General features: G+C 50.5%; 22 protein-coding genes and 6 pseudogenes. 20 read left to right on the top strand and 8 right to left on the bottom strand.

Features of this window, described 5'->3' with window-relative positions; genetic code table 11:
* The first annotated feature begins 9 nt into the window (after nt 1-9).
* The 5 genes from ACSYTG_RS06005 to ACSYTG_RS05985 all read left to right on the top strand — a co-directional run bounded on the left by ACSYTG_RS06005 (nt 10) and on the right by ACSYTG_RS05985 (nt 2966).
* Nucleotides 10-276 carry a c-type cytochrome gene (locus tag ACSYTG_RS06005; protein WP_491706455.1) on the top strand — a complete coding sequence of 89 codons (267 nt, stop codon included), beginning with the start codon at nt 10-12 and terminating at the stop codon, nt 274-276.
* Between the two features lie 4 nt (nt 277-280).
* Nucleotides 281-802, top strand: a complete 522-nt coding sequence (locus tag ACSYTG_RS06000; protein ID WP_086647249.1) for a RidA family protein — start codon at nt 281-283, stop codon at nt 800-802.
* 615 nt (nt 803-1417) lie between these two features.
* Complete coding sequence (locus tag ACSYTG_RS05995) at nt 1418-1888, top strand: DUF2247 family protein (RefSeq protein ID WP_491706454.1); 471 nt, start codon at nt 1418-1420, stop codon at nt 1886-1888.
* Between the two features lie 237 nt (nt 1889-2125).
* Nucleotides 2126-2623: an EamA family transporter gene (locus ACSYTG_RS05990; protein WP_489783859.1), complete on the top strand. Its 498-nt coding sequence runs from the start codon at nt 2126-2128 to the stop codon at nt 2621-2623.
* A 4-nt stretch (nt 2624-2627) separates the two neighbouring features.
* The gene (locus ACSYTG_RS05985) at nt 2628-2966 is read left to right on the top strand and encodes a tRNA-binding protein (RefSeq protein ID WP_489783858.1); all 339 of its coding nucleotides are present in this window, start codon (nt 2628-2630) and stop codon (nt 2964-2966) included.
* 76 nt (nt 2967-3042) lie between these two features.
* On the opposite strand, the gene ACSYTG_RS05980 is transcribed toward ACSYTG_RS05985, so the two are convergent.
* On the bottom strand, nt 3043-3600 hold the full coding sequence (locus tag ACSYTG_RS05980; RefSeq protein ID WP_489783857.1) for a helix-turn-helix transcriptional regulator: 558 nt from the start codon (nt 3598-3600) through the stop codon (nt 3043-3045).
* A 334-nt stretch (nt 3601-3934) separates the two neighbouring features.
* Between ACSYTG_RS05980 and ACSYTG_RS05975 the strand changes: the two genes are divergently transcribed.
* Nucleotides 3935-4726, top strand: coding sequence for a class I SAM-dependent methyltransferase (locus ACSYTG_RS05975; RefSeq protein ID WP_489783856.1), 792 nt, complete (start codon nt 3935-3937; stop codon nt 4724-4726).
* A 17-nt stretch (nt 4727-4743) separates the two neighbouring features.
* On the opposite strand, the gene ACSYTG_RS05970 is transcribed toward ACSYTG_RS05975, so the two are convergent.
* Nucleotides 4744-6018, bottom strand: coding sequence for an MFS transporter (locus ACSYTG_RS05970; RefSeq protein WP_489783855.1), 1275 nt, complete (start codon nt 6016-6018; stop codon nt 4744-4746).
* A 73-nt stretch (nt 6019-6091) separates the two neighbouring features.
* On the opposite strand from ACSYTG_RS05970, the gene ACSYTG_RS05965 reads away from it, so the two are divergent.
* Nucleotides 6092-6664 (top strand): TetR/AcrR family transcriptional regulator, encoded by a 573-nt coding sequence (locus ACSYTG_RS05965; RefSeq protein WP_489783854.1) that lies wholly within the window; start codon nt 6092-6094, stop codon nt 6662-6664.
* Between the two features lie 133 nt (nt 6665-6797).
* Nucleotides 6798-7055: pseudogene (locus tag ACSYTG_RS05960) on the top strand (IS5/IS1182 family transposase); the annotation flags it as partial.
* Here the strand turns inward: ACSYTG_RS05960 and ACSYTG_RS05955 are convergent.
* A pseudogene (locus ACSYTG_RS05955) lies at nt 7054-7341 on the bottom strand (transposase); the annotation flags it as partial. The pseudogenes ACSYTG_RS05960 and ACSYTG_RS05955 overlap by 2 nt on opposite strands.
* A gap of 382 nt (nt 7342-7723) precedes the next feature.
* Here ACSYTG_RS05955 and ACSYTG_RS05950 point away from each other — a divergent pair.
* From ACSYTG_RS05950 to ACSYTG_RS05925, 6 genes and pseudogenes are all read left to right on the top strand, one after another.
* Entirely contained in the window at nt 7724-8005 is a 282-nt protein-coding gene (locus ACSYTG_RS05950; RefSeq protein ID WP_491706453.1) for an RNase A-like domain-containing protein, read from the top strand.
* Nucleotides 8006-8007: 2 nt separating this feature from the next.
* Nucleotides 8008-8325 carry a contact-dependent growth inhibition system immunity protein gene (locus ACSYTG_RS05945; protein ID WP_489784239.1) on the top strand — a complete coding sequence of 106 codons (318 nt, stop codon included), beginning with the start codon at nt 8008-8010 and terminating at the stop codon, nt 8323-8325.
* Between the two features lie 548 nt (nt 8326-8873).
* On the top strand, nt 8874-9038 hold the full coding sequence (locus ACSYTG_RS05940) for a hypothetical protein (RefSeq protein ID WP_489784238.1): 165 nt from the start codon (nt 8874-8876) through the stop codon (nt 9036-9038).
* An 88-nt stretch (nt 9039-9126) separates the two neighbouring features.
* Nucleotides 9127-9519 carry a polymorphic toxin type 50 domain-containing protein gene (locus ACSYTG_RS05935; protein ID WP_489784237.1) on the top strand — a complete coding sequence of 131 codons (393 nt, stop codon included), beginning with the start codon at nt 9127-9129 and terminating at the stop codon, nt 9517-9519.
* Between the two features lie 872 nt (nt 9520-10391).
* Nucleotides 10392-10652 (top strand): hypothetical protein, encoded by a 261-nt coding sequence (locus ACSYTG_RS05930; RefSeq protein ID WP_491706452.1) that lies wholly within the window; start codon nt 10392-10394, stop codon nt 10650-10652.
* 63 nt (nt 10653-10715) lie between these two features.
* A pseudogene (locus ACSYTG_RS05925) lies at nt 10716-11003 on the top strand (transposase); the annotation flags it as partial.
* On the opposite strand, the pseudogene ACSYTG_RS05920 reads toward ACSYTG_RS05925, so the two are convergent.
* Nucleotides 11002-11664: pseudogene (locus tag ACSYTG_RS05920) on the bottom strand (transposase); the annotation flags it as partial. The pseudogenes ACSYTG_RS05925 and ACSYTG_RS05920 overlap by 2 nt on opposite strands.
* Nucleotides 11665-12003: 339 nt before the next feature.
* Here ACSYTG_RS05920 and istA point away from each other — a divergent pair.
* On the top strand, nt 12004-13497 hold the full coding sequence (gene istA / locus ACSYTG_RS05915) for an IS21 family transposase (protein WP_462897561.1): 1494 nt from the start codon (nt 12004-12006) through the stop codon (nt 13495-13497).
* Entirely contained in the window at nt 13494-14264 is a 771-nt protein-coding gene (istB, locus tag ACSYTG_RS05910; protein WP_415421200.1) for an IS21-like element helper ATPase IstB, read from the top strand. Before istA ends, istB begins: the two co-directional genes overlap by 4 nt.
* 499 nt (nt 14265-14763) lie before the next feature.
* On the opposite strand, the gene ACSYTG_RS05905 is transcribed toward istB, so the two are convergent.
* The 4 genes and pseudogenes from ACSYTG_RS05905 to ACSYTG_RS05890 form a co-directional block, all read right to left on the bottom strand.
* Nucleotides 14764-16962, bottom strand: coding sequence for a Z1 domain-containing protein (locus ACSYTG_RS05905; protein WP_489784194.1), 2199 nt, complete (start codon nt 16960-16962; stop codon nt 14764-14766).
* Nucleotides 16963-17064: 102 nt separating this feature from the next.
* Nucleotides 17065-18341 (bottom strand): annotated as a pseudogene (locus ACSYTG_RS05900) (type II restriction enzyme NmeDI-related protein).
* A gap of 508 nt (nt 18342-18849) precedes the next feature.
* The gene (locus ACSYTG_RS05895; RefSeq protein WP_489784195.1) at nt 18850-19434 is read right to left on the bottom strand and encodes a quinone oxidoreductase family protein; all 585 of its coding nucleotides are present in this window, start codon (nt 19432-19434) and stop codon (nt 18850-18852) included.
* 138 nt (nt 19435-19572) lie between these two features.
* Entirely contained in the window at nt 19573-19857 is a 285-nt protein-coding gene (locus ACSYTG_RS05890; RefSeq protein ID WP_489784196.1) for a transposase, read from the bottom strand.
* Between the two features lie 141 nt (nt 19858-19998).
* Here ACSYTG_RS05890 and ACSYTG_RS05885 point away from each other — a divergent pair, with 141 nt between their 5' ends.
* The 4 genes and pseudogenes from ACSYTG_RS05885 to ACSYTG_RS05870 all read left to right on the top strand — a co-directional run bounded on the left by ACSYTG_RS05885 (nt 19999) and on the right by ACSYTG_RS05870 (nt 22111).
* The gene (locus ACSYTG_RS05885; protein ID WP_489784197.1) at nt 19999-20493 is read left to right on the top strand and encodes a DUF2247 family protein; all 495 of its coding nucleotides are present in this window, start codon (nt 19999-20001) and stop codon (nt 20491-20493) included.
* Between the two features lie 180 nt (nt 20494-20673).
* Nucleotides 20674-20960 (top strand): annotated as a pseudogene (locus tag ACSYTG_RS05880) (transposase); the annotation flags it as partial.
* Between the two features lie 39 nt (nt 20961-20999).
* Complete coding sequence (locus ACSYTG_RS05875) at nt 21000-21581, top strand: hypothetical protein (RefSeq protein ID WP_489784198.1); 582 nt, start codon at nt 21000-21002, stop codon at nt 21579-21581.
* A gap of 311 nt (nt 21582-21892) precedes the next feature.
* A complete protein-coding gene (locus ACSYTG_RS05870; protein ID WP_489784199.1) occupies nt 21893-22111 on the top strand; it encodes a hypothetical protein in 219 nt (72 codons plus the stop codon).
* Nucleotides 22112-22522: the final 411 nt, after the last annotated feature.

Below are 22522 nucleotides of genomic sequence, written 5' to 3'. Positions count from 1 at the left end.
AGCTGCCATATGGCAGAGGGTCAAGGCGCTGTTGGTGCCGGGGCGCAAATCCCTGCTTTGGCCCATAATCCGCGCTTGCAGGTTGCCAGCTACCCTGCAACCGTTATCCTTAACGGTTATGGAGCCATGCCGTGGTTTTCCGGTTTGTTGAATGACAAACAGATTGCGGATGTGGTGGACTATATTCGTACACATTTTGGCAACCATTACACAGATAAACTTAACCCGTCAGAGGTCGCTCTTATGCGCCCGCACCTGACAGCCGAGGAGCAATAAGACTATGCGTGTATTCAAGGCCGGAAGGGTTTCTGCCCTTTTTGCAACAACTGTTCTGGCGGCGTCCGTATCCTTTGCACAAGCGCATGCTCAAAGTGACATTGTAAGGCATAACGAAGCCACTTTTCCTATTGCCTCAGCAATTGAAGTGCCTGCTGGTTCTTCCACCATCTACCTGAGCGGCATGGGCGCCCCTGTCGTCAATACGAAAGCACCCCAGAAAAGTCTGGAAGCGTATGGTGACATGGCCACACAGACGGAAGGGGCTCTCAAACGAATAGAGGAGACACTTGCAGGCATGGGGCTGACCATGGGCGACGTAGTGCAGATGCATGTTTTCATGGTGGCGGACGCAAAAACCAAAAAGCTTGATTTTGAAGGCATGATGAAAGGCTACACGAAGTTTTTTGGCACCGCGTCACAGCCCAACCTGCCGGTTCGCTCTGCTTTTGGTGTTGCGCAACTCGCCAACCCAGGGTGGCTGGTAGAAATTGAGGTTACCGCGGTCAGGCCGTCTCACCACTAACAACGCAAGACATGCTCACAAGTCGAGAGAGTTGTGGGCATGTCAAAAATCGTATTTTGGTTCATAATTGTCTGGTTAAATTAAGATCAAAAGCAATACACTCTCATTGCGATGAGACCATAATTCTGCTTAATCAATAATATTGCTGTAGATTAAAGCCTTCACAAATAATCTCGATTTTATCACCACTTTGTATTTCCATTTGTATGCACAATCCCCCATCGATGTCATACGCTTTAACTTCATTTATCGAGACACTTGCACCCCATGGGTGTTTTCTGGGGCAGGTCAGTTTTTTGACTCTATCTGCCACCAAGATTACTGGCCCCTCTCCAGTATTGAGACGACAAGACAACAAACCCGATCGCCAATCCAACGTTAACTGGATTAAGCTAGAATCATGCAATTCACTTAACTTCACATTAACTCCTATAAAAAACGGGATTCCGGAAATCCTAGTGGAATTGAATGTTTATTAATGCCGGGAAGTGTCCCAAAAGCACTCTTTATGTTTACCTATAGAAAATTAGAAGCAACTCTGCCCCTCTCGTCTGACTACAGACCAGATTAGACGCTATTAGAACTTAATCAAGCCATGGCGGTAGGATGAATAAATTGGATTATAAGCCTTTCCCCAAGTTCACCAAAGAGTTCGTCGAACAGAATATTAAAGTCGATTGGGGAGACTTGGCATGGGCCTTGACTAACCACTGGCTTGATGTGAGCTCAATTGCAGAATTAGCTGAGGTTCTCGCTCTGAAAAATGAATATTTATATACTTCATTAGCTATCGCTAGAATAAACAATGATGTACCAGCCCTAAAGGCATTGGTCTTTCAGCAAGCGCAGAAATATACGGTTCCCGATGAATTGGTGCGCGAACGCTGGATGTTATTAGCTGTAAGATGGTTGTATCAACATCGAAATACTTTCGATAATCCATGGCTAGTGATTGAAGAATTATGGGCGGCATTTGGTTACCCTTCTTCTTTGAACTGCCTGATTAGATGGATGCCTATTCCGTCGGATAGAAAAGTAGGTGAAGAAACAATGCTTGAAAAATGGCACACACTCGCAACATCATAACGGCACCATTTTCACTAGAGTCTTATTTATCTGCCATACGGTCTCATTGCGCTAGCGACCATCAGTAGCTTCAATTATAGCGCGAGCAAGAGCGGTCGCCAAAGCGCCTCCACACCGATCCTGTCTCTCCGACACAGAGGCCATCCCTCTTATAGCTCTCTTCCCATCGCTTCTTCTGTGTTGCGCAGGTGCAGTTTGTATTGGCTGGTCGCGCCTGAGGCGACACATCAGACGAGTATGGGGTTGTTATGGTCCGTTGCTGCACTTTTGTCTTGGACCACCTATGCCGTCGGCAATAGTCGCAGTCTTGCCCGCCTAAGCACAGTATCAATTCATGATTGGAACCTTCTTGTGGGTCTTGTAACTGGCGCTCAGGTCATTTGTCTTATCCCCGTTGCGTTCCTTATTGGCTACTTAAAGCACGATCTCACCTCATGGGGTAGGTTTGTGGAGGTCTCTACGGCAGTTGCAATCATTGCCTCCTTTTTTGGCAATGTTTTATGGAACCAAATGAGCCGTTTACTTCCTTTGACCATGACGGGACAGATGATTCTTTTTGAAACGCTTTTTGCCCTTATCTACGGTTTTCTCTGGGAACATCGGTGGCCGCGTCCCATTGAAGTGGCCGCATTTACATTCGTTGTTTGTAGTGTAATGACATGCGTATCAGTGCATCGAAAACATCATCGCGATCTCAATAACGCTGCAACAGCATCACACAAAAGTGGAGTATAAAATTGTGACACTCATTTCTTTCGATGTTTTTCAGAAGACTGATATTCGCGTAGGTACCATAATTGAAGTTGACCCTTTTCCAGAAGCACGGAAACCGGCATGGAAACTGAAGATTGATTTTGGCCCTGACATTGGATTAAAAAAATCTAGTGCTCAAATTACGGATTTATATACTTCTGTTGATTTAATTGGCCGACAAGTGACCTGTGTTGTGAATCTCGCACCTCGACAGATTGGGCCGTTTATTTCGGAAGTCTTGACGCTTGGGTTTTATGATACCCAGAAGAACGTCGTGCTGATTGAACCTGAACGTCAAGTCCCCAATGGTAGTCGATTGTTTTAACAAACAAACCTTACCTCATAATTTCCAACAACCCTGAAGCAGACAGGAGGCAGTCGCCTACAGTCCGGGTATTTGTTTATAAGCTCCGAAAACGGACCGGCGACATCCCCATCAGGTTCGTAAACGCTTTTGCGAATGCACTAAGCGATGCGTAACCGACACCAGCTGCCACATCCGTTACCCGTTGCCCTTCGGCAAGCAGGTTTGCTGCGTGGAAGAGACGGGCCTGGGCGATCCACTCCTGCCATGTCATGCCAGTTTCTGCATGGAAATGGCGGCGGAAACTACGCTCCGACATTCCAGCATGATGCAACATCAAGCTCAGATTTGCCTGTCCGGGGCTGGCAAGGGCTGCGTCCATAGCCCGCACGATAGACGGGTGGGTGGCACGCGGTAGCGTGAAAACCCGTGTTGTTTTCGCCTGCATTTGCTCCATACAGAGCAAACCAACGGTTTGAAAAAAACTTCGGGCAATGGGATCATGTTCGGCTGAGCCGGACTGCCAACGCACAGTGTGGAGCAACATCTCCTGCAACATGGTCGTTATGGGGAATGTGTGGATATGCTCCATGTGGCCATGCGGGAAATACGCCGGATCAAAATAGACGGAAACACCGTCCAGATCTCGGATCATGGTCCGATGGCGTGTTTCTGCCGGAATCCATACGGCATGCGCCGCGGGTAACAGATGATGTCCGTCCGGACCTTCGATCTGTGTCGTGCCGCGTCTTGCATATGTAATCTGGTGGCATGGATGCGCGTGCCAGTCATAAAAGATGGCGGAAGATGGATTACGGAATGCAAAGCCGGGCTGGCCCGGGCCATCCAGCCTGTTCTCGACAAGAACACTTTGTGTCTCTCTGGAGGTCAGATTTTTCATTGGCCGGTATCCGCTCATTTATGGCCGGATGGCGTTAGACGGCCACCTGTCCTTTCCTTATCCTGAAACGCCTAGGAAAGGAATAGAGATGTCTGCTTCACGCACACCGCATGATACCCGGATCGTTGACCAGTTTACACGCTGGGCAAAACCATTTGCCGAGTTGGCTATTCACGCAGAGACGGAAAGCATGGCCCAGACGCTTGCTGCCTGCGCAGTTACCAAAGACATGAAGGTGCTTGATGTCGCCTGCGGCCCAGGGATTGTCGCGTGTGAACTGGCCCGCGTTGGCGCAGAGGTCACAGGCATCGACCTGACCCCCGCTATGATCAAACAGGCACGCCTGCGTGCAGACAGGGAGAACGTGAGGGTGGCGTATCATATTGGCAATGCGCTGCATTTACCGTTTCAGGCCAACAGCTTCGACCGGGTCGTGACACGCTACAGCTTTCACCACATGCAAAAACCCGAGAAAGTTCTGGCGGAAATGGTGCGCGTCTGCCGTCCCGGAGGCCGGGTCATTGTGATTGACGCCACCCCTACTCCGGAATGCCAGAAAGACTATGACCGTGCGGAAACGCTCCGTGATCCTTCGCATACAAGCGCCCTGACACTGCATCAGTTACTCTCGCTGGGAGCGGATGCAGGCCTCGAACCTGTTGTGGTACATCAATATCGCCTTGAGTCCCGCCTGCAGGACCAAGTCGCCCCGGAGGACTGGAGTGCTCTGGAAGCGATGTTTGCCAAGGATATTGCAGAAGGGCAGGATAGTCTGGGCATGGGCGCATGGGAAGATGCAGACGGGATCCATTTCTATTTCCCTGTCTCAATCGTGGCATGGAGCAAAAGCATGCATGAAAAGCCCCTCCCCTGCTTTTGAGAGAAAGAGCTATCAACTCACTCCGCAGCGACAACGGCGCCCTGCGTTGGGGACCGCCCGATCCGCAGCGCCATGAGCGCGGCGGCTACCCCGACAAACCCGGCCATCACCAGCATGTCACGATAGTTTCCCTGTGCCTGCCGCAACACACCTGCAAGCGATGCCGCGATGGCCGCGCCGATTTGATGGCCGAACACGATCCACCCGAATACAACCGGTGCTCGTGCCTCGCCGAATGCGGCGTTGGCGAGACGCAACGTTGGTGGTACCGTAGCGATCCAGTCCAGGCCGTAGAAAACGCCGAACAGCGTCAGGCTTGCACCGTGAAAGTCTACGAACGGCAGCGCCATCAACGACAGGCCGCGCAGTCCGTAATAGGCAAAAAGCAGCCGCCGCGCATCCACTCGATCAGTGAGCCAGCCCGAGGCAGTGGTGCCGAACAGGTCAAAGAACCCCATAAGCGCAAGGCACCCTGCCGCCGGAACCGCGCCGATGCCGTGATCAGCGCAGATCGCGATAAAATGCGTGCCGATCAACCCGTTTGTCGTGAATCCGCACACGAAGAACGTCAGGAACAACAGCCAGAAATCCCGCGTGCCCATCGCCTCACGCAGCGCCAACACCGCAATGCGCAACGGATGACCCGACGGACGCGCGGGAGGGACATATCCTTCCTGCGCCCCGTGCGGCACCAGCCCCAGACGCTCGGGATGCTCTGGCAGGAATAGTGCGACGAGCGGCACAAGACCCAGACACACAACTGTCACAGCAACAATTGGCCCTCGCCAGCCATACGTCTGCGCGAGGGAAGCCAGCACAGGCAGGAACAGCAGCGACCCCGTCGCCGTACTCGCAGCAAGCAGCCCCATGACCATGCCGCGACGCGCCACGAACCAGCGGTTAACAACTGTAGCGCCAAGCACCATTGCAACGGCCCCCGTGCCAAAACCGGTCAGCAGGCCCCAGGTGAGAAAAAATTGCCACGGCGCTGTCATAAACAGCGAAAGCCCGGACGCAGCACCGATCAGCAGGAGTGCCCCGATTAGTGTGCGCCGGATGCCGATCGACTGCATCAGTGCCGCCGAGAACGGCCCCACAAAACCGTAAAGGAAAATACCGAATGCGGCGACTGACGAAACCATGGCCCTGCTCCACCCCAACTCCATTTGCAGGGGCATCATCAGAACACCGGGTGTTGAGCGCACGCCAGCCGATGCCAGCAAGGAAAGAAAGGTGAGTGCCACGACCGCTGTAAAGACGGTACCCTTGCGGATATGAAGGTTTCTGCTCATATGACTGACCGGTAAGTTACAATGCGTGCAGCGTAGGTACCGGTCGGTAACATCGTCAAGCGGAAAATATGTCATGAAGCGACCCATCACCGGCGTTAGTGCCGCCGAACGCATTCGGGCCTCAGCACGCGAACTGTTCTACAGCAATGGAATACGCGGCGTTGGTGTTGAGGAGATCGTGCAGAACGCGGGCGTCACCAAGCCATCGCTCTACCGCGCTTATGAGTCCAAGGACGGCTTGGCGGCGGTCTATCTTGATGAATTTTACCAAACCTGTCGCACTCGCTTCGAGGACGCTGAGGCCGCCTACCCTGACGATCCACGCGGCCAGCTCCTCGCCTATTTCGACGGTCTGGCTGAGCGGGCCTCCCGTCCGGCCTATCGCGGCTGTGGGCTGACAAACGCAATTCTGGAGTTCCCCGATCACGACCACCCTGTTCGCAGGGAGGCCGCGCGACTGAAACAGGCGATGGCCGACTGGATTGCCTCTCGCGTTGCACTTCTGGGCGCACGAGAGCCTGAGTCACTGACCGCCGGTCTGGTGTTGCTCATGGAAGGTGTATTTGTCGCGGGACAGGCCTTTGTGCCACCAGGTCCGGCGGCTCGCGCAGGCATGGTAGCCCGCCTCCTCCTGGGCGATGTATAAATGTTATGAAGCGCCTTTGGCAGAGAAAACAGCCATTTACGCCGAAAGGTCATGTCGGGTGATCTTCGCTGATTGGCTCTGCAATGGATATTTTTTCCGCACAGCAGGTACCCGAGCTTAAATATCCAGAACCAGCAACGGTGCGCGATTGAGAGAGTGGCTGCTAGATAAAACCAATACGACCTCAACAGCCTGGGCTGACACGACCTATCGCTCAAAAGCCAATGAGGACTTCATGGAAAAGCAGGGCTTTGTCTCAAAGGTTCACAGGAAAAAGCTGCATCTCAAGCCTATACCCGGTCATATCCAGCAATCGAATGCTGGAAAGTCCGTGATCCGATCCCGCGTCGAGCATGTCTTTGCCGACCAGAAATCGCAGACGGGATTGTTCCCAGACCACGGAAACGTATAAAAGACAGGCGATCGTTGATCAGGTATTCCGTCCGCACGTCTGACAAATTGTTCAGCGTCTGAATGACCAGAATTTTGAACACCAGCACCGGATCAAACGGGGGACGACCGCCTTTGCTTCCGTCTGAATCGGCTAGAGTTTTTTCCAGATCAGGGCGGCACACCTCAAAATCCACAGTCCGGGAAAACGCTTCGAGTTGGCCACTAAGCCCGCTCAAACGAGCAAAGCGCTCTTCAACATCCAAGAAACCCGGCTGCTTCATTATTCATCTACCCCATTACCATAGGAGGCATGGAAACACAGATACGAACACAGAACCATGGAGTTTTTACAACCCTTCAGGTTGCGGTCCCGACAAGTGTATCGAACACATGGAAAGCGTATGAAAACGGATCTGCCGGAACGGCTCAGCCACCCCTGCCTGAAGGCTATAGCTGGGTTAAAAATGCTAAGGGCGATCTGGGTATTAAAACACCAGAGGAGAAGGTCGTTCTGATAGCCAGAGTAAGAGAGAGAGATTATTGCATGTGAAGATCAACTGCCGAGTAGTCCTATCGTTTTAGGGGGGCTTCAGACACATGAGAGTGCTGGAGGTCATCTGATAGAAAAAACACGTTGGGAAAACGGATGATGAGTTTGTAAACAGGTTGCCTCGAGAGGCAAAGATAACAGGATCTTCCTCATTTCCTGATCGGGCTACAGCGGAAAGAGCAGTCTTTGAGATTATTGATGCAAATCAGGTGCAGATTCCACAGTTTTTGCCTGGAAAAGGTAAAACACTTGTGCTTAAGTATGATACTGTTCACTATGTAGGTAATATTATTTCTAAAAGACAAACAACGCCAATAGGCACATCAAAAGTGATTATTTTAATCAAAAGAGACGCATCTACGCTATTTAGCCATCGTATACAGGCAGGGTATACTTAAAAATGACACGTAAATTTAAAATGTTTGATTATTTCATTCAAGGATATTTTCATCAAGATTGGGATGAAGATGGAAATTCTGATGAAGATATTGTAAATTTTTTTTGCAAATCGGAAGGGTGTGATATTATATCTAGTGTTATTGAGAGTTTTTATTTGTTTATTGAATTTTATAGTAACAATAAAAGTGGAATAGATAGTTATTTTGATAAAATATCATGTGAATATTATTATAAATCTGATGGAATCACGGGCTATGAATGGGCTGAGAGGTTGAAAGTACTTCTTGAAAAAGGTTTTGCAAGTAAGAAGTGTGCATAAGATGTAGGCGCAGCGGTTCCTGATTTGCGACTCTGGAGCAGAACAGCACGACGCAGACGGTCATGCACAAGGACAAGAACATCGGGGCCACGGGCGGTGTCTCGTCTGGCTCGTTAGTCGGGCTGGCGATCAACGGAGCGCTTGGGGCGAAACGAAACAATCCGGCGTGGCGTGCAGTCCGCGCTTACGGGGATTCAGACCGGGCTGGGCGAGGCGATGTCGGTTGTTGGAGGGGCGAGCACCAACAACGTCATCGGCGGACAGGTTTCTGTTGTATTTGTCCGGTGTAGGACAAGGCTTCTGGAATGAGTGGAAGGCGTCAGAAGATGATGGATTTTACTGGCAAAAATTGAACCATATTTTTAATAAGTATTGTTTTGGTTTTAATAAATCCAATTTTGTTGAGATAAAATTTCAATATACCAAGAAATACAATTTTTATCTGACGTGGAACAGCGTAGAAGTCTCCGGATGCCGCGTGGATGTGTCGGTAGGCTCCCTGAGTATCACTAGCCTGCAGAACATGCCGGGCCGGGAGTCTGACAGAGATGGATGTCAGGCAGGCGAACCAGACCTGGACAAACGAGTTTGACGCACAGAAGCTGAATAACCAGCTTGTTGGTGAAGTTGGCGGACAGATTTCGGACAAGCTCAATAAGATAGGTGTGGCCGTGTTTGACACCAAGGATGTGATCAACGTTTTGGGCGCATAGGAAGCGTCAATCAAATCGTCAAAAGCCTGAAATCACGCGCCAAGCGCATCAACTAACGGTTCTTCGATCCTTCCATCTGGGTATTAAAATGCCAGAGGGGAAGATTGTTTCTGATAGTCAGGGTAAGAGAGAGATTACTGCTGGTGGAAAGGCTTCTGGAGAAGAAATTGCGTCAACAGGTTTTGATAATTTACCTAAAGAAATTCATGACGGTGCTCAAGGTAAACATATAGAAGGACATAACAATTATAAACTTAATAAAGTAAGAAGTATCCTTGACGTTGATCCAAGAGAGATTTTATTAGGAATTCATAGTGGGAAATATAAAATTATTCGAAATGCCAGAGGAAAGCCAATTGTTGATTTTGGTAAGCCAATAGAACGATTTGGAGAAGAAAAAGGTCCCGTAGCTTCGTTTGGTATTATACATAATGGAAAACTAGGCACTCATATTGTGCCAGAAAATCCAGTGCAGAGGTGAGAAAAAAATGGATAGGGATTTTGGTATGGTTGCTCGAGGAGTAGAAAGAGCACTTTTTTTGGAGAAGGTGAGTAATATTTCATACTCAATCTTAAAAAAGCATAAGAGAAATTTTTTAATGATTTATGGTTTTCACTCTGCGCCTACAGATGTCGCCTTGGAGGCATTATCTCTAATAGATAACTGAAATATTAGCATATTCTTTGAGAGTTATTGATAGTATACCATATGAATGGAATATTTCATCTATTATTCTTAGAATAGATGAAAAAAATGAAATTTTGTTTGTGTAGAATATTTTTGTCTAGAAATTTTTCCTAGATTGCAAGATCGAAGAAGACGCTCGGCATACCGCGAGCAAGAAAGTATCAGCTATCAAGTTGGGAACTTTCATATTGCCATATACGAACATCACCTAGCCGGGAGAGCCTTACAAAAGGCTTAGTCTGTTGTAATTGGGACTGGATCTCTCGTAGTATGATCGTTATGCCTGAGGGTAAGTCTGAGGAAGTTGCTGCGATTGAACATCGGCACCCGTTACCGGCTCCCGGGACCGCAAATGAGGCTATTTCGTGGGTTGAGGTTGGTAAGCTGTTTCTAACGGCGGGCACCATGTTTCCCGGGTTTCCTGGCACGGTGTTTTCCACGAGACTTATCGCAGTGCGGTTGTGGGAAGGGGATAAAACCGGTGCGCTACTGACGGCGTTACAGGGACCTCTGAATCTGATGGGGGTGGATGTCGCAGCGCTTAATGTGGTGCTGAATCTGAAGAAAGAGACAGGCCATTGCGACCGTCGGTCTTGATGCTGCCCAGGGAGGTGAGGCTGCTGCCCTGACCAGATTAATAACGTTATGACTCATGGAGGGCTCAGATGACTGCTGCGACATCTGATAATGATGGTATTCATTTAAATTTATCAAAGCAGGAGGCTTTAGTCCTGTTTGAATGGCTTTCTCGGAATTGGGAAAAAAGCAAATGGGGAAACGATGATCTTTTTTTGGATCCTGCAGAAAAGCAGATTCTTGTTTGGATTGAAAACGATTTGTCATCAGTTTTAGGAAATGTTTTCGACCAAAATTATCAAGACGAATTAGTAAATGCATATAAAAATATCGTAGATGAAGGGTTGTAAAAACTCCATGGTTCTGTGTTCGTATCTGTGTTTCCATGCCTCCTATGGTAATGGGGTAGATGAATAATGAAGCAGCCGGGTTTCTTGGATGTTGAAGAGCGCTTTGCTCGTTTGAGCGGGCTTAGTGGCCAACTCGAAGCGTTTTCCCGGACTGTGGATTTTGAGGTGTGCCGCCCTGATCTGGAAAAAACTCTAGCCGATTCAGACGGAAGCAAAGGCGGTCGTCCCCCGTTTGATCCGGTGCTGGTGTTCAAAATTCTGGTCATTCAGACGCTGAACAATTTGTCAGACGTGCGGACGGAATACCTGATCAACGATCGCCTGTCTTTTATACGTTTCCGTGGTCTGGGAACAATCCCGTCTGCGATTTCTGGTCGGCAAAGACATGCTCGACGCGGGATCGGATCACGGACTTTCCAGCATTCGATTGCTGGATATGACCGGGTATAGGCTTGAGATGCAGCTTTTTCCTGTGAACCTTTGAGACAAAGCCCTGCTTTTCCATGAAGTCCTCATTGGCTTTTGAGCGATAGGTCGTGTCAGCCCAGGCTGTTGAGGTCGTATTGGTTTTATCTAGCAGCCACTCTCTCAATCGCGCACCATCACTGGCGGCGGCATCCGTCGTCTTCCATTTCCGGATGAACCGGAACTTCCGGTCGATGGAGAGGTGGGATTTGTAGTCAAAGAACGGGATGGCGAGATCGCTGGATGGCATGGTTCCATCGTCCTGCCGCTTCGCTTTCATGAACTTCAGCGTCCAGCGTGCATGACGATCTTGGTGCGACAGCTTTGCGGGTCTGTCCTGCCAGTCTTCGGGAATACGTTTTGCCCGGAGATCCGCTTTCTCAGCATTGGTGTTACGTTGCTTTGGATCCGCCACCAGCGTTGCATCCAGGATCTGGCCCGACATCGGGAGATAACCTGCGTTCCGCAGGATCGCGTCAAAGCAATTGAACAGGCCATCAATCGCACCAGCCTGGGTCAGGCGTTCACGGAACAGCCAGATTGTTTTGGTTGGCATCAGTCACGCGGTCCGACAGCCATCCGAACTGTTGGTATCACCCGGGCCACCATGAGGATCGGGTTCGCTAATATCGTCTACAACATGCGCCGCTTCCTCTTCCTGGAACGGATCAGCACCACAGCGTAGCTATCAAACGGTAACAGCTCCCAATCTGCTCAAAACGCAGATCAAAAGTGACCCAAAGAAACGTCAATCAGCAGGCCAATGAGAACGGCGGTGGAAAAGTCGACCACGGCAGCGGCGGGATAGTCCTGCTGCGGGCGGCGTAAAAGTCGTCCACTTTTTCCCTTTTCTGCGCGGCGCAGGGAGGGACGAGGGATCTACACCGTGGAATTATATCTGAAGGTTCGCATGGCTTGCGATGGGGGCATGAGCCAGCGCGAGGCATCCAGGCATTTTGGCATCTCGCGCGATACGGTTCGCAAGATGATGGCGTATTCGGCCCCACTGGGCTATCGGCGGCAGGCGCCTGTGCGACGCCCGAAACTGGACGCGTTCATCGCTGTCATTGATCGGTGGCTTGATGAGGACCGGACGGTCCCGCGCAAGCAGCGCCATACGGCCAAACGGGTGTTCGATCGGCTACGGGACGAGCAAGGATTTACCGGCGGCTACACGATCATCAAGGATTACATGCGCGATCGGTTACGGCGCGGCCAGGAGATGTTCGTGCCGCTGGCGCACCCGGCCGGGCACGCACAGGCGGACTTCGGGGAGGCTGTGGTTGTCATCGGTGGCGTTGAGCAGAAGGCGTACTTCTTCGTGCTTGATCTGCCGCACAGCGACGCCTGCTATGTTCGCGCCTATCCTGCGGCGGTGGCCGAAGCATGGGTGGACGGTCATATCCATGCGTTTTCCTTCTTTGAGGCCGTGCCGCAGTCGATCGTCTACGACAATGACCGCTGCCTGGTGGCGAAGATTCTGCCCGACGGCACACGCAAGCGGGCAGCGCTGTTCAGCGGCTTTCTGTCCCACTACCTGGTCCAGGACCGCTATGGCCGACCTGGCAAGGGCAATGACAAGGGCAGCGTCGAAGGACTGGTCGGCTATGCCCGGCGCAACTTCATGGTGCCGATCCCGCACTTTACGACGTGGGATGCGTTCAACCTGTGGCTCGAGGCTCAGTGTCGTAAGCGCCAGGGGGACCGGCTGCGCGGCGAGACTGAGACGATCTGCGACCGGCTGCAACGCGATCTGGCGGCGATGCGGCCGCTGCCAGCCTCTCCCTTCGATGCCTGCGACCATGCCAGCGGTCGGGTCTCCTCGCAGGCGCTAGTGCGCTTCAAGACCAACGACTACTCCGTTCCGGTCGCCTTCGGCCACCAGGACGTCTGGATCCGTGGCTATGTCGATGCGGTGGTGATCGGCTGCGGCGGGGGGATCATTGCCCGTCATTCGCGCAGTTATGAGCGCGAAGAGGTGATCTTCGATCCACTGCATTACCTGCCGCTGATCGAACACAAGATCAACGCGCTCGACCAGGCGGCACCCTTGCAAGGCTGGGAACTACCAGAGGCGTTCCCGACAATGCGCCGCCTCATGGAAGCACGGATGGGCAAACAGGGCAGACGCGCCTACGTGCAGTTGCTGCGCCTGCTGGAAAACTTCGATCTGGCCGATCTGCATGTGGCCGTGAAGCAGGCTCTGCATCTGGGCGCTATCAGCTTCGACGCCGTGAAGCACCTCGTCCTGTGCCGGGCCGAGCGCAGGCCGCCCAGACTGGACCTCGACATTTATCCCTATTTGCCCAGAGCCACCGTGGAGACGACCTCGGCCAAAGCCTATATGCGCCTGCTGGATCGTGAGGAGGAGCCAGCATGAGCAGCGATGTTCCCGAGATCCTGCTGGCTCATCACCTGAAGACCCTGAAGCTGCCGACCTTCCTGCGCGAGCATCAGAAGCTTGCCCGGCAATGCGCGGTCGAGGGCGTGGATCATGTTCGCTACCTTGCCCGGTTGGTCGAACTGGAACTGATCGACCGGGAGCGCAGGACAGTCGAGCGCCGCATCAGGGCTGCGAAGTTCCCGGCCGCCAAGAGCCTCGACAGCTTCAACTTCACCGCCATCCCGAAGCTCAACAAGATGTTGGTGCTGGAACTGGCGCGCTGCGAGTGGATCGAAAGGCGCGAGAACGTCATCGCGCTCGGCCCCAGCGGCACGGGCAAGACCCATGTCGCGATCGGTCTCGGCCTGGCAGCCTGCCAGAAGGGATTGTCCGTCGGCTTCACCACGGCGGCTGCGCTCGTCAGCGAGATGATGGAGGCCCGCGATGAACGTCGTCTGCTACGTTTCCAGAAACAGATGGCCGGCTACAAGCTGCTCATCATCGACGAGTTAGGCTTCGTGCCGCTGTCAAAGACCGGGGCAGAGTTGCTGTTTGAGCTGATCTCGCAGCGTTACGAGCGAGGCTCCACCCTGATCACCAGCAATCTGCCCTTCGATGAATGGACCGAAACCTTCGGGTCCGAGCGCCTCACAGGCGCACTCCTCGACCGTCTGACCCACCACGTCAGCATCCTCGAGGTAAATGGCGACAGCTATCGCCTCGCCCAAAGCCGGGCACGAAAAGCCGCCGACGCCACCCCATAAGAACGCCGACGCCGCATTCGGGGAACTCTGGTCGGGCTACGCCCTCCCGACGCTCCCCGAATGCGGCACCAGACGGCCTACTTTTGCGCCGCCTAATGGCCTACTTTTACTCCGCCGTTGACAGGCCAAAGACTCAAAATCACAAGCAAGGCACACCAATTAACGGTTCTGAGAACCCTCCAAGAGAAAACCCCAGCCCCTTACGGGACTGGGGTTCGTGATGCGTTAGCATCGCAAGTTCATCTGGTTGCGGGGGCAGAATTAATTCTCAAATTGCGACAATCCCAATTTGAAAACCAATCAATTTTAGATGCTTGCTTTAATCGAATTTTCAATGCCTCTGCATAACCCGTTTTCTAAATCATGCACCCCTTTCTTAAATTCCACCGCCATATCAAGAGCATTTCTACCGAAAACCGGTTCGGTGAAAATGCTCTCGTTTATTACTTTTACGGGCATTTTCACCTGTTTGAATACACGTATTCAAACGGCATCTGCTCTAGCCAACGGTATCAGTAGCAAAGATCGCTGTTGGCGTATTAGCCTGCGCACGGATCACAGGCCAATAAAATGGCGTGTCTCGCCAGCCTTTGTCGGCCTTTCCCTCCTGCCGCAACAAAAACAGAATTGGAGTATCAATGGCGTACGTCTTAGCAAGTCGACCTTCTGTTTTCTCTGAGTCTGGAGTTTCAATATACTTTGCGTGCGAACTGGAGCTTGCCAGACGCGCCGAATTACGTCCTGTGGCTGCCCATAACCATATTTTTCCCCGCTGTTTTTTTTCAGGGTTCTGAGCGCTCAAATGAGCGATCGCAGCGCATGCGGCTTCCCAATCAAATGGAGACACGTCATCTGCATCCTCGAACAGCAATGTCGATGCTATCTGACGTAGCAATCCCTGCGCCACCTCTACCGAGACTAGTACTGGCTTAGGTGCACCGAATTGCACGATTTTCTCCATCTCGGCATCTAAATGTTCGATAGTTTTGCCAATACCTTTGGCGCCAGTACGATAACCAGTTTGGAAGCCTATCGGAAGTAGACGCTTGTACGGACGTAATGTTTGCGTAGTGGAAACTAAAATTTTATTAGGACTACATGGTACGATCGTACCGTCCTTTCCTTGCCGGATAAACTGCACCGACTTGTCAGCACCTGTTTCAATAGCCTTACGTAACGTAGAATCAAATTCTTCCATTTGCTGCATAGCTGCACGAATTGACTGCGAAGTATAAAATCTCGTAACGGCCAAATTATCCCGGCGATATCCGTACATACGCGAATGCTGTAGCACCGTATCTTGCTGGAATCTATTAGGACGACGTCCATAATAAAAGCCTATTAGATTAGTCAAAGTAATGCCGCGATCAAGAACCTGGCCTCCCAAGAAGATATTCAACGGACTTCGAAGCTTAAGTTGTCCGGCATCATCAAGCATATCGATGACATTTTCTTCCGAATTAACCTTAGTTATAGTTATATAATCATCAGAAAGTGCTTTAACTACCTCACAAAATACATCTTCAAAACTTGGTACGGGCTTATCATCTAATTTAAGTGATCGCGACAAATCATTATATGAGGTTTGTATCAAGTCCCGCAATACCACGTTTCCGGCCTTAGCGGCCTCTACGAGTTGTCGGACAAGTTCATTGGTCAACTGTTCCTGCCAGTCATGGGCACTCTTTCCAGCCTCTGAATGTAGCAGAAAGGAATAAAGTAGTTTCTTCGAATTTTTACCGGCATTGCTGCCATTAATCCGCTGGATACAACTCCCGACGATAAATGTGATCACTGCTGTGCGGTACCCTTTAATTTTTGGAGAAACCAAAGAATCCTCTAGTTTAAATACCCGCCCATCAAATTTTTTTAGACGATCGAATTCATAGTGATCCACGCGATAATGAATAAGGCTTTCCAGCGTGTCATCCGCTCTCTGAGATAGTTCACCAAAATACGTATCACCGCCCACATACTCCTTCGGTACAGGAACTAGCTTTGTAAAAACGGGCCGCACGGGCTTGAATTCAAGCACGTTGCTAACTTCTACCTCTGTTGGCTGCAAATATAGTGAGTATGGAGTTGCTGTAACCTGAAGAAAAGAGACTTGAGAAATTAGAGAGCGTAGTTCACTAATTTGCATTGCGATCTTGTTTGCATTTTTGATATCTCCTTTTCTTGAGTAACCTATTGATGCACTATCGGCCTCATCATCAACAATAATGACCCTCTTATCAGCCATACTCTTATGGAATTCGAACAAATCAATCAAACGTTGCAAGTTATCATCTTGCTTTTTAGAAACAAATATTAATTTTGACTCCAGCTCAAACTTGCTAAATTTTCTGGGGGCACTCATGATATCGTATATTTCGAGTTCTTTTTCATCAACAAAAGTCTCAAAATCTTTACGTAATCGTTTATAAGTCTGCTGAATTAATGCTTTAGAATTTTTACTCAGAACAATAGCAATATCAAAATCATTATCGAACGCCAGTGCGAGAACACTAATAAAAGTACGCGTTTTTCCACTTTGGACTTTACCAAGAAGCATTCCTGGTCGATCAGATGTTGTAGGTTTATTTAGAAGCGCCTCAACCGCATCTTCCGCACAACGAAAAGTTTCTTTGCTGAATTTTGGGTTTTTTTCTTTGAATTTTTTGTAAAATTGACCATTTTTTTTAAGAACTATGCTCATTATGCTCTCCTGAACTCTCTTTTGATAAATTACACACGGATAATAAAAAACACCCTCACGCTATTTTATATACTGCCTTCACATGGCTTATTTGTAATTTTATTACACTACCTCCAGGAGATGAGATATTTCCTGAATAGGCTTCAGTCCGTGACCAAAGCGCTCAATTGCCTTACGATCCGTCTCAAGCGCTCCATAAGGTAGATATCGGACTTTCAGATCGACGATCCTACTGAAGGCCGGTCGCTTCAACTGTTCCCGCACATCGGCTTCTCTCTTATCCGGCGCAACAAGGAATAGTCCCTCCAGAGCCTGCGCCTCTGACCCGAGAGCACGATCCGGCATCCGCACAATGCCGGAATAGATGGTCGTTGAATGCTCGACCTCGAATGCAGCAACAATCCGGTGGCTTTCCCGGTCCGGCCACAGGACATCAATCAGACGCACGGATCTGCTCCCTGCGTTTTCGTCGTGAACCCAGGCAACACCGACAAGCAGCCATCCCCCAATTTACCGTCCTGCCATGGACGACTGCGATCATTGGCCGCAATCCAGACATTATACCCCAGAGAAAGCCCCAGATCGCGAAGCCATCCCTGAATTTCGGTATGGGTATGATCCGTCTCCTGCTCCGCAGCGAAGATCCGCGCCTCTTTTACGCTCTGCTCGCTCACCTGGTGAAGATCGGCTTCCCAGAGTTTTCGCGCTGTTTCGTCATCCTCGAGAGGTGGCGCTGAATAGCGTCCGCTTCCGAGATCAAACAGCAGTCCTCCGATAGCGCCAAGATCATTGGAAAGCAGCGAACGATAGGTCACATTCAGCTTCAGAATGCCCTGCCGCATGGCAAGATATTCCTCCCATCGCCCCAGCTTCACCTTTGATCCGGTCAGGGCATTATAACCTTTCACGATCGCCGTATTGAAAGGTGGCATGATCGTGGGATGCAGGAAATACAGCAGATTGGCGACGGCTGGTCCCAGTCCCTTGATCTTACGGGCATCAATCGCATAAATGGCCGAGACCACGTGCTCTTCTGTATTGCAACACAGGCAGGTATCGAGAAGCTGCCCGAATGTTTTCTGGTTGGCAGGATTTTCATAGATATCGGGAATGCGTAGCTTCGGCTTCCACAGGAATGCATGATCCGCCCCCTTGAATATCTGGCGCTGCTCAGCAATCGAATGAACAACCGTTTCCAGGGAGGAGCCACGATAGGCGACCCCGAATGTGCCAGCGGTGATCTCCGCAACGACCTGCTGCGAGCCACAACGGATAGACCGGAAGTTCTTGATACGCTCGTCCCAAAGAAACCAGCTCTGATAGGTACCTGCGGGATCGTCCCTCCAGCGAAGGATAAGGTCTCGAATAAGGTCCATCATCAATCCAGAAGCTAAAATTACATTTGCTTCTGAGCCTGATTGTAACAGCGGCTCACGTCAATGCGGATAATCGCAAGTGGTTGCGAGGTATGATACCCTCGATTTGAACCTACCTCCGTAAGTCTCTGGAATTAAACAGTTCTCGAGGAGATGGCCTCAATTTGCGCATAGCAAAACCCCGCTAAGCAGTTGACTTAGCGGGGTTTCAAAAACTGCAAGTGGTTGTGGGGGCTGGATTGCTTCTCAGCTTGCAGCGATCACAAATTGAGAGCAAAGCGGGATTAAAATTCTGTTTTAATGAACTTTTTTCTGCCCATGCATGAACTCTTACTGAAAATAAATCGCCCCTGCCCTCATAAAACGTAGAATTTATGCATCCAAAGCCACGTCAGATTCCGCCTCATCTCAGACATACATGTCTCTGATTAGCTTTCCACATAGCCGACGTGTTTCAATTATTCTGATGAGAAAATAAATTTGATTTCGAAGCCCCTAGAGAACTTTACTTTTACGCTTTGAGAAGAATAGCTCCCATAGCCTGCCGGGATGCGAGACGCTTATAAGCTTGCTCAAATTCCTTCAGTGTCCATGCACTATCAATGACTGGGCGAACAGCAGCTCCCTGACCAGCCGTAAGGGAAGATACAACATCTGACAGAATCTCAGTTGAGAGGTCTACAACTGCCGCCGCTCCACTCTTACGGGCAGCTTCTGCCTTCAGGGGACTGGAAACGACTGCAACAGGCCTCGCCCCCAAAGCTCGCGAAAGCTGGATCAAGGCGTGACCGACTGCTCCGGCTGCTCCTGAAATCAGGATTGTCTGCCCCGATTCAATGCGTCCGACGCGGGTTAAGGCCTGATACGCAGTCACATAATTGATAGGGAGCGCCGCGCCTTCGTCCAAACTGATCGTGTCAGGTAATTCGAAGACCTGGCTGTTTTTGACGGACACATATTCCTGTTGCAAACCGTCTTCCGTGATCCCTAATTGGCCGCCGCCGTAAATTGCAACACGTGTTCCAGATTCAAAGAGGTCACTATCCTCTACCGTAGCTTCGTCTGCTCTGCGCGTGAATGGCGCGGATATGTGCAATCAGACTATCATCCTGTCTTCCGCGGGTACAGACCGGACGTCGTCGCCAGGCCCTGAAACCCCGGTCGCTGACGCCAAAAAGGCGGTAGACCCTTTCGCGTGAAAGTGGCCCATGATACCGAGCGATAAAGGCAAACCTCACGACCTTTGACTCGCGAAGAACTGCGTCGCCTTTTTTAGGAGCTCCCTCTCCTCCCACAGCAGAAGATTCTCACGGCGTAATCTTTCATTCTCACGCAATAGCGCCGTATGATCCGTTGCGTCAGCAACCACAGTGTCGTGCTTCTGCGTATCACGGATCCATTTCTTCAAGGTCGAAGACCCAATACCCAGATCCTGGGCAATACGCTCACGCGATAGACCGCTGCTCAGAGCTAAACACACCGCTTCGTGCCTGAACTCAGCTTTATAAACTCGTCCCATTCCACGTCTCCTTCATGACCATCTTCGGTCTTAAAGGTCCGGAACTAAACCGTGACACGTCCACAATAAGTCATCAGTTATTTGTGCCGAACGGTACGATCAATGGTGTGTCTATCAAGACATAGCGCAAGGAGAAAATAGTTGGATTACAAACCTACTCCGAAACTTAAAAAAGAATTCATCGAAGAAAAGATTAAAGTCAATTGGTGGGATTTAGCATGGGTCTTGTCTAACCACTGGCTTGACGTAAGAGTAATAGCAGATTTAGCAGAAGGTATTGCTGTCAAAGACGAAAATCTAAAAAGTTCATTAGCTATTGCTGGGATAAATGGTGATGAGAAAACCTTAAAGGTTTTAATCAATCAACAATTGCAGAGTTATACAGCACCCGATGAAACTGTACGAGAACGATGGATGTTGTTAGCCGTTGCATGGTTATATCAAAATCGTCATGCCCTCAATGATCCATGGCTAGCTATCGAAGAGCTATGGGAGGCATTTGATCATCCTGCTGCTTTAAACGGTCTGATTAGATGGATGCCTGCAGCGCCGGGGATGAAGATTGGTGAAGAAGCAATGCTTAAGAGATGGCAGGTTCTTGCGACATCGCTTGATAGGGGCTGTCATCTCAGATAAAAATTATTCAGAAGTGGATGGCTCTAGGGTCAGGGCTCATTCTTTGAGGTAAAAGATGAGGCTCGCTACGATGTGGATTGCTGACATGAGTGTATGAGCGCAGCGGTCGTATCGTGTCGCCACCCGCCGCCAGCACACGAGTTCGGAGCTCAACTGATAGAGCTTTCGGCATGGCGGCCGGCCTTGCTGAACAGCCTCCCCAAGGCAGAACGGCTTCTGGCAGACCGGGGTTATGATGCTGACTGGTTCAGGGATGCCCTGGAAGAGAAGGATATCAAACCCTGCATTCCAGGACGGAAATCCCGAGCAAGGCCCATCAGATACGACAGGCGGAAATACAAACGCCGCAACCGCATCGAAATTATGTTTGGACGTCTCAAGGACTGGCGGCGTGTCGCAACACGCTATGACAGATGCCCGAATGTATTTTCTCGGCCATCTGCCTCGTAGCAACCGTCATGTTCTGACTATGAGTCCTGAGCCTAGGGGCAACGGACCCGTCGGGAATGCTCTGGTGGCCGAAGTGGTTAGACGATAAGCCAATACTCGATGCGTTGGGATTGATGCTACTGTTGGGCCGGCCAGAGGACCCACTGGCGGACGTTCTGGCTTTGGCGCCCTTTTATGACGAAGCGGCTGCAGTTGCGGCAGAAGTGGCCGAAGGGATTGGAACTGAAGCGGTAGATCTGGTCTCCTCCAGTATCGGGGAAGGTGCTACCGCAGAAGGTGTAGACGCTCTCGAACTTGATACCGCTGAGAGTTGGGGTAATCCGAGCACGCTGGCGGATCACTTTGCACGGCACGGTGCTGACTTCGGCGCAACCAGCGAAGTGGACTATCCAACTCTGAATGAGTTGCCTCGGAGCGAAGAGACAGGTGGCTCATATAAAATATGCCCATCCTGCGGTTTTCAATTCGGAATATCTGATGAGGATGAAGGGGTCAGCGATGATCAATGGCGCACGACTTGGATACAGGCGGGTATGCCGTGGAACTCTGTTGGGAAACTGCGTCCGCTCCATTGGAACCCGAGTGAGCAGTTAAATCGTATCTTGGGTTTTACGTGCCAAGTCAAAAGAGTTCAGTAATTTTATTGCGATATTGGAGGTTTCCCGGCTTTGTTGCAGAAATACTGGCAAGGGTTTCCCTGTTTGAATCCAGTTTGTTAGCTGTGAGTGATGAGCAAGCCGCCATCGCCGATCTACCGCACGACAAATTGGCCTTCGTGTAATGCCGCGCTGAAGCAGTGAGGTTCGCCTTCATCCACAGACATAGGCATGAATGACCAATCGAGAGGCTATGCCATGTTTCCAGATCTAGGCACGGGATTACCGCGCCTGAACATCCCGGCTTTCCCGTCAGTGCCAGCGCACCGTTCTGAAAGTGCTGGCGCATATCTGTGGCGCAGAACATCACTTTTAATGGTGGTTCATTGAATGCTCTGGGTGATGCCTCTCTGGTATCTGGTCAGGGAATTACGCTTAGTTCGGTTACGGCACAGGTGTCTCAGGATATCGAACGGCATACTACAGTCGTCGAGCCAGCCAGACCAGTGGAAAGACTGCGTCTGGAGGCCGCAGGGAAGCGTGTTGAAAGATCAACGCCATTGCTGCCATGACCGACTTTCACGATCATGAGCGGATGCGGCGTGCTTTCCTGCGTGAGTTCCACCAACCGTCCTGGGCTGTTCGGTGGAATGTCACGGCCAATCCGAACTGAAACAGCATCTCAGCTTTACAGAGCAGGGAACCGAAGAACTTTTAACTAAATATTTTTTTGGTAGTTTTCTGATCGTTAGCTTAGCCTGAAGAGGGAGCACACTCAAAATGTACCATTGCTAAAAATGCTTCAAATCAAGCATCAAACTGGCCCCAACAGGTAAGACGCTAAACCATCTATCTGTTAACCGACGAGCATGTTTAAGTAATACGCCCTATTTTGTTGTCATAAGATATATTACGCGATTAATTTGCCCCTGCGTATATTTGGAATTTTCACCTACAGCAAAGCAAAAATTTTCGATTTGACG

Source organism: Acetobacter sp. ESL1128 (assembly GCF_058505085.1).
Note: the sequence above shows the minus strand (reverse complement) of the source record. Positions and strands in the feature narration are given on the sequence as shown.